At 64.1% G+C, this 11,817-nt stretch carries 13 protein-coding genes; 10 read left to right on the top strand and 3 right to left on the bottom strand.

The window, feature by feature from the left end; all coding sequences use genetic code 11:
- A partial coding sequence (locus EOA49_RS16180; RefSeq protein ID WP_127243250.1) for a 4-aminobutyrate--2-oxoglutarate transaminase occupies window positions 1-1,225 on the top strand: 1,225 nt, incomplete at its 5' end.
- A 57-nt stretch (window positions 1,226-1,282) separates the two neighbouring features.
- Here the strand turns inward: EOA49_RS16180 and EOA49_RS16175 are convergent.
- The 3 genes from EOA49_RS16175 to EOA49_RS16165 are packed head-to-tail and all read right to left on the bottom strand — an operon-like array spanning window position 1,283 to window position 3,135.
- The gene (locus EOA49_RS16175) at window positions 1,283-1,612 is read right to left on the bottom strand and encodes a type II toxin-antitoxin system RelE/ParE family toxin (RefSeq protein WP_067324496.1); all 330 of its coding nucleotides are present in this window, start codon (window positions 1,610-1,612) and stop codon (window positions 1,283-1,285) included.
- On the bottom strand, window positions 1,613-1,843 hold the full coding sequence (locus EOA49_RS16170) for a type II toxin-antitoxin system ParD family antitoxin (RefSeq protein WP_067324498.1): 231 nt from the start codon (window positions 1,841-1,843) through the stop codon (window positions 1,613-1,615).
- A 38-nt stretch (window positions 1,844-1,881) separates the two neighbouring features.
- Complete coding sequence (locus EOA49_RS16165; protein WP_127243249.1) at window positions 1,882-3,135, bottom strand: FAD-dependent oxidoreductase; 1,254 nt, start codon at window positions 3,133-3,135, stop codon at window positions 1,882-1,884.
- A gap of 428 nt (window positions 3,136-3,563) precedes the next feature.
- Between EOA49_RS16165 and EOA49_RS16155 the strand changes: the two genes are divergently transcribed.
- The 9 genes from EOA49_RS16155 (at window position 3,564) to EOA49_RS16115 (ending at window position 11,751) form a co-directional block, all read left to right on the top strand.
- Window positions 3,564-4,880, top strand: a complete 1,317-nt coding sequence (locus EOA49_RS16155; protein WP_067324502.1) for an imelysin family protein — start codon at window positions 3,564-3,566, stop codon at window positions 4,878-4,880.
- A 109-nt stretch (window positions 4,881-4,989) separates the two neighbouring features.
- Window positions 4,990-5,301, top strand: coding sequence for a (2Fe-2S)-binding protein (locus EOA49_RS16150; protein ID WP_066996295.1), 312 nt, complete (start codon window positions 4,990-4,992; stop codon window positions 5,299-5,301).
- Window positions 5,267-5,752 carry a bacterioferritin gene (gene bfr, locus EOA49_RS16145; protein ID WP_067324504.1) on the top strand — a complete coding sequence of 162 codons (486 nt, stop codon included), beginning with the start codon at window positions 5,267-5,269 and terminating at the stop codon, window positions 5,750-5,752. The genes EOA49_RS16150 and bfr overlap by 35 nt, the downstream gene beginning before the upstream one ends.
- 12 nt (window positions 5,753-5,764) lie before the next feature.
- Window positions 5,765-7,366 (top strand): di-heme oxidoredictase family protein, encoded by a 1,602-nt coding sequence (locus tag EOA49_RS16140; RefSeq protein WP_127239959.1) that lies wholly within the window; start codon window positions 5,765-5,767, stop codon window positions 7,364-7,366.
- On the top strand, window positions 7,366-8,445 hold the full coding sequence (locus tag EOA49_RS16135) for an imelysin family protein (protein ID WP_127214992.1): 1,080 nt from the start codon (window positions 7,366-7,368) through the stop codon (window positions 8,443-8,445). Before EOA49_RS16140 ends, EOA49_RS16135 begins: the two co-directional genes overlap by 1 nt.
- 4 nt (window positions 8,446-8,449) lie before the next feature.
- The gene (locus EOA49_RS16130; RefSeq protein ID WP_127239960.1) at window positions 8,450-9,556 is read left to right on the top strand and encodes a DUF1513 domain-containing protein; all 1,107 of its coding nucleotides are present in this window, start codon (window positions 8,450-8,452) and stop codon (window positions 9,554-9,556) included.
- A 132-nt stretch (window positions 9,557-9,688) separates the two neighbouring features.
- The gene (tsaB, locus tag EOA49_RS16125) at window positions 9,689-10,417 is read left to right on the top strand and encodes a tRNA (adenosine(37)-N6)-threonylcarbamoyltransferase complex dimerization subunit type 1 TsaB (RefSeq protein ID WP_127239961.1); all 729 of its coding nucleotides are present in this window, start codon (window positions 9,689-9,691) and stop codon (window positions 10,415-10,417) included.
- Window positions 10,417-10,911: a ribosomal protein S18-alanine N-acetyltransferase gene (rimI, locus tag EOA49_RS16120; RefSeq protein WP_095777510.1), complete on the top strand. Its 495-nt coding sequence runs from the start codon at window positions 10,417-10,419 to the stop codon at window positions 10,909-10,911. The genes tsaB and rimI overlap by 1 nt, the downstream gene beginning before the upstream one ends.
- Window positions 10,912-10,938: 27 nt before the next feature.
- Entirely contained in the window at window positions 10,939-11,751 is an 813-nt protein-coding gene (locus tag EOA49_RS16115; protein WP_095824236.1) for a lysophospholipid acyltransferase family protein, read from the top strand.
- Window positions 11,752-11,817 lie beyond the last annotated feature (66 nt).

Raw genomic sequence — 11,817 nt, 5'->3', positions numbered from 1 at the left:
CGGCATGACCACGCAGATCTACGCCGATCGTGCCGAGAATTCGGAAATCTGGGACGTCGAGGGCCGCCGCTACATCGACTTCTCGTCGGGCATTGCGGTGGTCAACACGGGTCACCGCCATCCGAAAGTGATCGAGGCGGTCAAGGCGCAGCTCGACCGCTTCACCCACACTTGCCATCAGGTCGTTCCTTACGAGAGCTATGTGCGCCTCGCCGAGCGCCTGAACGGCATGCTGCCCGGCAAGTTCGACAAGAGGACCGTCTTCGTCACCACTGGCGCCGAGGCGGTCGAGAACGCCATCAAGATCGCGCGCAACGCCACCGGTCGCCAGGCGGTCATCGCCTTTTCCGGCGGCTTCCACGGCCGCACCTTCATGGGCATGGCGCTGACCGGCAAGGTCGTGCCTTACAAGGTTGGCTTCGGCGCCATGCCGGCCGATGTCTTCCATGCGCCGTTCCCGGTCGCGCTGCACGGCGTGTCGGTCGCGGATTCGCTTGCAGCGCTCGACAAGCTGTTCAAGGCCGATGTCGATCCGGCCAGGGTCGCGGCCATCATCGTCGAGCCGGTGCAGGGCGAGGGCGGCTTCTACGAGGCGCCGCGCGATTTCATGACGGCACTGCGCAAGACCTGCGACCAGCACGGCATCCTTCTTGTCGCCGACGAGGTGCAGACCGGCTTTGCCCGCACCGGCAAGATGTTCGCGATGGAGCACCATGACGTGGCGCCGGATCTCACCACCATGGCCAAGAGCCTCGCCGGCGGGTTCCCGCTGTCGGCCGTCACCGGCCGCGCCGAGATCATGGACGCGCCTGGACCGGGCGGGCTCGGCGGCACCTATGGCGGCAGCCCGATCGGCGTCGCCGCGGCGCATGCCGTGCTCGACGTCATCGAGGAAGAAAAACTGTGCGAGCGCGCCAACGCGCTCGGCGCCAGGCTGAAGCAGCGGCTGGCGTCGATCCGCGAGGACGTGCCGGAGATCGTCGACATCCGCGGCCCGGGCTTCATGAACGCCGTCGAGTTCAATGATGTGAAGAAGGGCCTGCCCTCGGCGGAATTAGCCAATGCGGTGCGGCTGAAGGCGCTCGACAAGGGCCTCATCCTGCTCACCTGCGGCGTCTACGGCAACGTCATCCGCTTCCTGTCGCCAATCACCATCCAGGACGGCGTCATGACGGAGGCGCTGGATATATTGGAGACCTCGATCCGCGAGGCGCGCGCGGCCTAAGGGGCGGATAGTGCGAATGATTCTCCTGGCGGCCCAGGCCGGTGCGGCAACTCGCCGTCAGGAGTTCGGATTCTGTAACCAGGCTGGAATATCCATTTTGGCGTGCAGGACCCGCCACACATCGATATGATCGGCCTGTTCGACATAGAAAATCAGGTACGGATAGCGCTTCAATTGCACACTGCGCAGACCGGGTAGTCCAATCGCATAGCTATATCTCAGCGAGCCCGATGCAGGATGGTTGGCTATCACTTTGTAGGCAGTTTGAAGATCCTCGACATAGGCTAGCGCCACGTGCGAACCAGCTTCGCGTGCATAATAATCGACAGTGTCTTCGATATCCCGCAAGGCAAGGGCACGAGGAATAATTGCCTTTACGGCAACCAATTATTGGCCCAGCGCTCGCTTGCGCAGCGCCGCGAAATAGTCGTCACCGACAGGAGCGCCTGGCGCGGACGAAGCGCCTTCAAGAAGCAGACCGCGCAAACGCTGACGATCCTGATCGTGGCGAATCAATTCACGCACATATTCGCTGCTCGTGCCGTAGCCGCGCTCCGTCACCTGCTGATCGACAAAATGCTTCAAGCTGTCGGGCAGTGAGATATTCATCGTGCTCATTCAACCAATGTAAGGCTGATGGCAAAAATTGGCAATCTCTACGCGCTGGCCCTTGCCGGCTCGTCCTGGCTGAAGGCCGCAAGCGCCGCCTTCAGCGCATCCGGCCCGGCTGCCACGGTGTGAGGCGCGGGCGAGAAGCCGGCGCCGAGCATCTTGCGGCCGAGCATGTGGTCGGCCGGGCGGTTGACGGATTCGATGCCCAGCAGCCGGTTGCCGGCATAGTGGTAGATCGAGAACCTGTTCTCGGCCGGCTCGCCCATCACGACATGGCTGTCGCCGCCTTGCGTCAGGCCGACCATCTGCAACTTCATGTCGCCGATATCCGACCAGAACCAAGGCACGGCCGCGAAGGGTTCGGCATGGCCGACGATGGTGCGCGCGGCAAGCCGCGCCTGGTCGGTGGCGTTCTGCACCGATTCCAGCCGCACGTCGCCGCCGGTGAACCAGTGCCGGTAGGAGGCGGCATCGCCGACGGCGAGGATTTCCGGGATCGAGCTCTGCATATGCTGGTCGACGCGGATGCCGTTGGCGATCGCGATGCCGGCGGCTTCGGCCAGCTCGACATTGGGCACCACGCCGATGCCGATGATCACCAGTTGCGCCGGCAGGCGCTCGCCGCTTGACGTGATCGCGGCCGAAACGCGGCCGCCTTCGCCTTCCAGACGGGCAACCGTGGTGCCGGTGAGCAGGCGCACGCCCATCGCCTCCAGGCGCTGGCGCACATGCGCCGCGATTGCCGGCGCCACGGCGCGGCCGAGAAGCCTGTCGAGCGCCTCGACGACGGTGACCCTGCGGCCGGCGGCCCTCAGCGTCGCTGCGATTTCGAGGCCGATGAAGCCGCCGCCGAGGATGACGACCTCTCCGCTCTGCGCGCTCAACTCGCGGATCAGCCGCGCATCGGCCAGCGAGCGCAGCGACACCACGCCGGCGAGCTCCGCGCCATCGAGCTTGAGGAGGCGCGGCCGCGAGCCGGTGGCCAGCACCAGCCGGTCGAAGGCAATTGTGCCGCCGCCGGAAACGTCCAGCCTGCGCTCGCCACCATCGATCCTGTCGATCCAAACGCCCGGCCGGTAGTCGATGGCATTGCCGGAATAGAAGGCCTCGCCGCGCAAAGGCTGCGGCTTGGCGTCGGCATCCTTGATGAAGGTCTTGGACAGCGGCGGCTTGTGATAGGGCGGCTCGTTCTCGTCGCCGATCAGGATGACAGGCCCGTCATAGCCTTCCTCACGCAGGCTAGCGGCCGCCTGCACGCCCGCATGACCCGCACCGACAATGACCACCCCGTTCTTCATCGCAGCCCTTTTTGCCTTCAAATCTAGGATCTTCCGCCAAGTGGCGATTGTCTGCCGCCGCCGCAAGAGCCGTGGTCCGGGTCGCACCCAGGATGGCCGCCTGTCAATCCGGATATCCGCCGCATGCGCCGCCTTAAAGTTGATAATTCCAGTTTAGAATAATTCTAAACTGTTGTTTCAATTGAATTTTCTCTGTACCGCCAGTTGACTTCCAGCCGCTCCGCCGCTTTATGGAGGGCTGCGCCGCTGGCGCATTCCTTTGATGTCTGGGCCTTGAACCCTTTCGATTGGAGGCATTTCGGTGTCTTTTGCTGATTGGCCGCGCCATTGCGCGGCAACTTTGCCTTTCCGGTCATTCGTGCTTGCGCTGGCGCCGCGCGCCGGCGGCCGCATGCCTATGTCATTGAATTTTTGAGGAGATGGGATTGATGAAAGCGATAATCACGCCGCGAACTATTGCGCTACGTTGGGGCACCAGGCTTGCCGCGATCGGCGCCACCGCGGCGCTGACGGCGGCCGTGTTCGTGCTGCCGGCGAAGGCCGAAACCGATGCGAAGGCGGTGATCAAGACCTATGCCGACATCGCGCTCGCCAAATACGAGGATTCGCTGATCACGGCTGAGGCGCTCGACAAGGCCGTCGACGCGCTTCTCGCCAAGCCCTCGGCAGAGACGCTCAACGCTGCACGCGACGCCTGGAAGGCGGCGCGCGTGCCTTACCAGCAGACCGAGGTCTACCGCTTCGGCAACAAGATCGTGGACGACTGGGAAGGCAAGGTGAATTCCTGGCCGCTGGACGAAGGCCTGATCGACTATGTCGCCAAGAGCTACGGCACCGAGTCGGACGAGAACTCGCTCTATACGGCGAACGTCATTGCGAACAAGGAGATCGAGATCAACGGCAAGAAGGTCGACGCCTCGAAGCTGACGCCGGAGTTCCTGTCAGGCACGCTGCAGGAAGCCGGCGGCGTCGAGGCCAATGTCGCGACCGGCTATCACGCCATCGAATTCCTGCTTTGGGGCCAGGATTTGCACGGCACCGGTCCAGGCGCCGGCGAGCGCCCGTACACCGACTACGATCTCAAGAACTGCACTGGCGGCAATTGCGACCGCCGCGCGGAATATCTGAAGTCGGCAAGCGACCTTCTGGTCTCCGACCTGCAGGAGATGGTCAACAACTGGAAGGAAGACGGCGCCGCGCGCAAGACCCTCGTCGATGGCGAGCCGAATTCCGGCATCTCCACCATCCTCACCGGCATGGGATCGCTCTCCTATGGTGAACTGGCCGGCGAGCGCATGAAGCTCGGCCTTTTGCTGCACGATCCGGAGGAGGAGCAGGACTGCTTCTCGGACAACACCTACAACTCGCATCTCTATGATGCGATCGGCATCCGCGCCGCCTATCACGCCAACTATACGCGTCTCGACGGCACCGTGGTTTCCGGCCCGTCGGTGTCGGACATGATGAAGGTGGCCGATCCGGCGATCGACAAGGAACTGTCGGACAAGCTCGATACTTCGGTCGCCAAGATGGAAGCGATCAAGGCGCGGGCGCTGGCCGGCGAGGCCTATGACCAGCAGATCGCCGAGGGCAATGCGGAAGGCAACGCCACGGTGCAGGCGGCGATCGACGCGCTGATCGACCAGACCAAGTCGATCGAACGCGCGGTCGGCTCACTCAAGCTCAATGCCATCGCGTTCGAGGGCTCCGACAGCCTTGATGCTCCGGACAAGGTGTTCAAGTAGCACCCGAGCATGATCCCAAAAAGTGGAAGCCGGTTTTTGGACAAGATCATGCTCAATTGAGAAACAAGCCAAACGGCGCCAGAACAGTGCCGCCAGCCAGAGCAAGTGAATGCTGATCTGCCATTGCAACATCATCACCGAGAAGGAGATCGAGCAGACGATCATCGGTCTGCTGGATGAAGATCCCTGGCAGCTTATCGTGCCGGCCAAGGTCTATCATGCCATGCGCAAGCGCGGCCGCTGTTGCGGCTGCTTTCCAAATGTGGTGGAAACGATCATTCGGGTCACCGAGAATTACCACGCCCGTTCAGAGGGGAGCGGCGCGGATATCGTTTCACACCTGGACCGCGTCAGAGGACTGCGCGGCCAATTCGGGAGCAGAACCCATGAAAGGCGAACCGCAGGTCATCGAGCGGCTTAACGAAGCCCTGTTTCTGGAGCTTGGTGCCGTCAATCAGTACTGGGTCCATTATCGTCTGCTCGAAGACTGGGGCTACACCAAGCTGGCGAAGAAGGAGCGGGCGGAATCGATCGAAGAAATGCATCACGCCGACCGGCTGGTTGCCCGCATCATCTTCCTCGAAGGCCATCCGAACCTGCAGTCGGTCGCGCCGTTGCGTATCGGCCAGAATGTAAAGGAAGTGCTCGAATCCGATCTCGCCGGCGAATATGACGCGCGCACCTCCTACAAGCGCTCGCGCGAGATTTGCCAGGATGCGGGCGACTATGTGTCGATGAAACTGTTCGAGGATCTGCTGACGGACGAGGAAGGCCACATCGACTTCCTGGAGAGTCAGCTCGACCTGCTCGCCTCGATCGGCGAGGAAAAGTACGGCCAGCTCAACGCCGACTCGGCCAACGAGGCGGAGTAAGGACATGCGGGAATGCGGCGCCCGATAGATTTTTCGCGCCGCTCATGGCGGGCCGAGATAGCCGGCCTGCTGCTCCCGAGGAACCCGCGATACCGGATCTGGCGCGGTGCCACGCTCCTGCTGGCAATCACGCTTTCTGCTCCCGCCATGGCGGGCGAGCCGGCGGGTCTGCCGACGAGCCGCACAGATCTGACGCCGGAGGATCAGGCGCGGGTGTTGGCGGTCACCAAGCCTACGACCGACTTTACAAAGCCCGAACCGTTCGAGCTGATGCAGGGCGGCGCCGGCACGTCGAGGAAGGACGTCAACCGCGACGCCTTCTCGCAGCCTTCCGCCAACATCACCTTTGAGGAGGAAGGGACCTTCAAGCTCGGCAATGCGCTGTTTCGCAAGAACTGGGTGTCGTCGCCGTCATCGACCCAGGCGTCCGACGGGCTCGGGCCGCTGTTCAACGAACGCGCATGCCAGAACTGCCATCTGAAGGATGGTCGCGGCCGTCCGCCGGGAAGCGGCACAGGCTCGACCTCGATGTTCTTGCGGCTGGCGCGCGATGCAAGCAATGCCGAGGAGAGAGCCGAACTTGCCGACCACAAGCTGCCGAATTTCCCCGATCCTGTCTATGGCTCGCAATTGCAGGATCTGGCCGTTCCCGGCCTCAAGGGTGAAGGCCACATGCGCATCGACTATTCGGAAGAGAAGGTCACGCTGGGCGACGGTGCCGTCGTTTTGCTGCGCAAGCCCCGCTACTCGGTCGAGAATCTGGGATATGGCCCGCTCGACCCGCGCACGACGTTGTCGCCGCGCCTGACGCCGCCAATGATCGGGCTCGGACTGATCGAGGAGATCGCCCCGGCCGACATCCTTGCCCTTGCCGATCCGCATGACCGCGACAGCGACGGCATCTCCGGCCGGCCGAACATAGTTCGCGAGGAGTTGAGCGGCGCGATAACTTTGGGCCGCTTCGGCTGGAAAGCTCAGGCCGCATCGATCCGGCAGCAGGCCGCCGATGCCTTTGCCGGCGATATCGGCATCTCGACGCCTGAAGTGCCGAAGCATTGGGGCGATTGCACCGAGGCTGAGAAGGCGTGCCTTACCCTGCCGAATGGCGTCCAAGAGCGCCTGGGCGCGGCGGAAGCGCCGCCCCCGGTCATGGACCTCGTCACCTTCTATTCGCAGAACCTCGCTGTGCCGGCGCGGCGCGACCTCGACAAGCCGGAGGTTCTTTCCGGCAAGAAGCAGTTCTACGAGATGGGCTGCATTTCCTGCCACACGCCGAAATTCGTCACCATGCGCGGCACGCCCAACAAGGCGCAAGCCTTCCAACTGATCTGGCCCTATTCCGATTTCCTGCTGCACGACATGGGCGAGGGTCTCGCCGACGGGCAGCGCGTGGGGGAAGCGAGCGGCAGCGCATGGCGCACGCCGCCGCTCTGGGGCATCGGCCTGACCGCCACGGTCAATGGCAACAGCTTCTATCTGCATGACGGCCGCGCGCGGACGCTCGAAGAGGCGATCCTGTGGCATGGCGGCGAGGGCCAGAAGGCGCGCGACCGCTTTGCCGGCGCAGCTGCGGCCGACCGCGATGCGCTGATCAAATTCCTGGAGTCGCTCTGATGTTTAACCGACGTGCCGCCGCGCTTGCCCTTCCTTTCTTGCTGGCCGCGGCCTTGCCGGCCCAGGCCGCGGTCAAAGCCTCCGATGTCATCGGCCGCGCGATCGACGGCTTCGTCCGCCCGGCCTACGCCAGCCTCGACGATCATGCCGGGACCCTGACCCACGCGATGCGCCAGCTCTGCAATGCGCCGTCCCAGCAAAATCTCGACGCGGCGCGTACCGAGTTTTCCGCCACAGTCGAAGCCTGGTCGGTGGCCGAGATCATCGCCTTCGGGCCCATTAAGGAAAACAACCGACTGGAGCGCATGCTGTACTGGCCGGACCGCAAGAGCATCGGATTGAGGCAGGTGCAGTCGACCCTCGTTGCCAAGGATCCATCCGCCGCCGATCCGGCGCAACTCGCGGGAAAGAGCGTTGCCATGCAGGGCCTCGGTGCATTGGAATATGTGCTGTTCGGCGATGGCGCCGAAACCCTTGCCAATAAGGACGATCCCTATCGCTGCGCCTACGGCGCGGCGGTGGCCAGCAACATCCAGGCGATGGCCGGCGAGGTCCGCGAAGCGTGGAGCAAGCCCGATGGTTTTGCCTCGCTTTGGGCCAATCCGGGGCCGAAGAACCCGCTCTATCGTGATGGCACCGAAGCGGTGACGGAACTGGTCGGCGTTTTTATCAATGAGCTGGAAATGATCCGCGACGTGCGGCTCAAGGGTTTTCTTGGCGCGAAGCCCGATGCTGACAAGCCGAAGCAGGCGATCTACTGGCGCTCGCAGAACACGCTGAATTCGCTGGCCGGAAATCTGTCCGGCATCGACAAGCTGTTTCAGGGCTCGAAGCTTGGCGATGCGCTGCCCGCCGATGCGCGGTGGATGGCCGAATCCATCCACATCCAGCTGACCAACGGCGTGGCGACGGCGAAGTCTGTTAGCGGCCCGATCGACAAGGCGCTCGCCGATCCGGCGCTACGCGACAAGCTCGAGCATCTCGCGCTGATCACCTCCAGCCTCTCGACCCTGATCGGCACCAGGATGACCGCCGAGTTTGGCCTGACCGCCGGCTTTTCGTCGCTGGATGGTGATTGACGCCGTGACGACGCCGCTCATCGATCGCCGCGACTTTCTGCGTGCCGCCGGCGCCGGCTTCGCCGCCGCGATGGCGCCGCGCGCCTGGGCGGAGACGCTTGCAACGGACGCCGTCTTCGCCACGGCCTTCGTCAGGCGCGACGGCAGCTTCGGCGCCGCCGTGCTCTCCGAGGCCGGCAAGATCCTGCACACGCTCGATCTGCCCGACCGTGGCCACGACGTCGCGTTCGATCCGGTGTCGAAACGCTCGATCGTCTTCGCCCGCCAGCCCGGCATCTTCGCGATGGTCTTCGACCACACCGGCCGCGAGAAGCCTTTGACCATCGCCAGCATCGCCGGCCGGCACTTCTTCGGTCACGGCGTGTTCTCGCCCGACGGCGCGCTGCTCTATGCAACGGAAAATGATTTCGACAACGCCACCGGCGTCGTCGGCGTCTATGACGCACGGGCGAAGTTCAGCCGCGCCGGCGAGTTCCCGACCTACGGCATGGGTCCGCACGAACTGCTGCTGCTCGCCGACGGCAGGACGCTCGCCATCGCCAATGGCGGCATCGAAACGCATCCGGATTTCGGCCGCGCCGAGCTCAACATCGCAACGATGAAGCCTTCCTACACGCTGGTCGACCGCATCACTGGCGACCTGATCGAAAAGCACGAATTGCCGCCGGCGCTGCATCAGCTGTCGATCCGTCACATGGACCGCGACCAGGCGGGCACCGTCTGGTTCGGCTGCCAATATCGCGGGCCGGCGATCGACCGGCCGGCGCTGGTCGGCCGCGCCGCGCGCGGCAAGGAGCTCCAGCTTTTGGAAATGCCGCAGGACGTGCTGTCGGGCTTCCGCAACTATATCGGCTCGGTTGCCGCCAATCCCGATGCCGGCACCGTCGCCGTGACCTCGCCGGAGGGTAATTCGCTGGCCGTCATCGATGCCGCCAGCGGACGTGTTGTCGCAACGAAGTCGCTGGTCGAAGTTTGCGGTCTCGCGCCGGACGGCGCCGACTTCATGGCAACGACCGGCGCTGGCGAGATCGTCGGCGGTGCGGGCGGGTCGCGCGCCGAACCTGACTATGTCTGGGACAACCACATGCTGCGCATCGCGGCTGCGGGCTGATCGCTGTCAAGGCCAGCTTCCTGATGTCGCGCTAAAGCCAAGCCGCATAACATTTATGCGGCGTGGCCCTTGCGGCGGCGGGCCATGCCGGGCACAGGGAATGTGTTTTGATCCAGGTGGTTAACCGGCCCTATGAAGCTGCTCGCCATCGACTGCGCCGCCAATCTCTGCGCCGCCTGCGTACACGACGCTGACGCTGGCATCGAGCTTGGCCGCCAGGTGCTCGACCTCGGCAAAGGGCATGCCGAGCATCTGATGGCCGTCATCGAGGCGGCATTGAAGGCCAGCGGGATCGGCTATCAAGGCTTGGACGCTGTAGCCGTCTCGATCGGCCCCGGTTCCTTCACCGGCCTGCGCGTCGGCGTCTCGACCGCGCGCGGCTTGGCCCTGGCGCTGAAAATCCCGGCTATCGGCGTGACGACGCTGGAAGCGTTGGCGGCGGAAGCCGCGAATGCCTTTCCCGGCCGTGCCGTGCTGGCGGCGCTCGACGCCGGCCGCGAGGAACTCCATGCGGCGCTTTTCGATGAAGCGTTAGTTCTGACTTACGGACCAACGGTGGCCACGCTTTCCCAAGCGACCGGAATGGCAGTCGATGCGAAAGCGGTCCTCACCGGCACCGCCGCGCCGCTGATCGCGGCGAGCGGACATGGTTTCGACACCGGGCCGGCCGTTGCCACAGCCGACATAGCGACCTATGCCCGACTGGCCGCCGCGAAAGGGCCAGGCGCAAAGCCGAAGCCGCTCTATCTGCGTGGCGCCGACGCCAAGCCGCAGGCCGGTTTCATTCTGCCAAGGCGGAGCCATGAATCCGGGAAGCCGGGTTCTGGAGAAGATCATGCACCAAAGGGAAAAAAATCCTGATGCGCATCCCTTTCTTTCAGCCGCGCCGCAGGGATTATGCGCTGGAGCCGCTGACGGTGGCCGACAGCGCCGCCGTTGCGGTGCTGCATCGCGAGGATTTCGTTCGCCCCTGGACCGATGGCGAGTTCGCGGCACTGCTCGAACAGGACACCGTGTTCGGTTACGCCGCGCGCGAGACCGGGCAGGGTGCGAAGCCGCCGGTCGGTTTCGTGCTGGCGCGGCTCGCGGCAGGCGAGGGCGAGATCCTTACGGTCGCGGTGGCTCGCGCCCATCGGCGCCAGGGGCTTGGCTGGCAATTGATCGATGCGGTGCTGCGCGAATTGCATGCGCAGCGCGCCGAGGCGCTGTTCCTCGAGGTCGACGAGACCAATACGCCGGCCATCGCGCTCTATCGCCGGCTGGGCTTCCGTCAGGTCGGCCAGCGTCCGAACTACTACCGGTCGACCGAGCACGGCCCGACCGGCGCGCTTGTCATGCGCCGCGATCTTCGCTAGCCAGACCGTGGGATAGGGCCGGAGCGAATGATCAAGAAATTGCGGATTTTCGTGGCGTTCGGCCTCGTCGCCGCCGGCACGCTGGTGCTGGCGCCGCTGCAGCTCCTGTCGATGAAGACGAGGCTTTGGCCGGAGACGGTCGTCCTCAAAATCTGGCACAGCATGATCCTCAAGGCGCTGGGCATGCGCGTGCACGTCAAAGGCGCGCTCTCGAAGCAGCGCCCCTTGCTCATCGCGGCCAACCACATCTCCTGGACCGACATCATGGTGCTCGGCTCCTTTGTCGATGTGAAGTTCATCGCCAGGGCCGACATGGAAGGCTGGCCGATGATCGGCATGCTGTCCAAGCTGCAGCGCACCGTCTTCATCGAGCGCGAGCGCAGGCGCACCTCCGGCGACCAGGCGAGCGAGATCGCCAGACGCATGGCCAAGGGCGATGCCATGGTGCTGTTCGCCGAGGGTTCGACCGGCGACGGCAATCTGGTGCTGCCGTTCAAGAGCACCTTGTTCGGCGCTGCCTCGATGGCGATTTCGGAAGGGGCGGCGGACCAGGTCTTCATCCAGCCGGTGGCGATCGCTTATACGCGCCTGCATGGCGTGCCGATGGGCCGCCGTCACCGGCCGATCGCCGCCTGGATCGGCGACCAGGATCTGATGCCGCATTTGAAGGGCTTGCTTGCCGAGGGCTCGCTCGATGCCGAAGTGCATTTCGGTGATCCGGTGCCCTTCTCCAAGGGTTCTAACCGCAAGGAAACGGCAAGATTGATGGAAGCGAGAGTGCGCGAGATGATGCAAGCTGCGCTCGCCGAGCCGCGTCCCAGTCGTCAGCGCATAGCTTGAAAAACGGACGCGCGGCGCCGTAGCCTGCCGGAATCGGCTGTTTTTTGTCGCGGAAAGGCGCTAGAA

The organism is Mesorhizobium sp. M1A.F.Ca.IN.020.04.1.1, from assembly GCF_003997315.1.
Taxonomy (GTDB): Bacteria; Pseudomonadota; Alphaproteobacteria; order Rhizobiales; family Rhizobiaceae; genus Mesorhizobium.
Note: the sequence above shows the minus strand (reverse complement) of the source record. Positions and strands in the feature narration are given on the sequence as shown.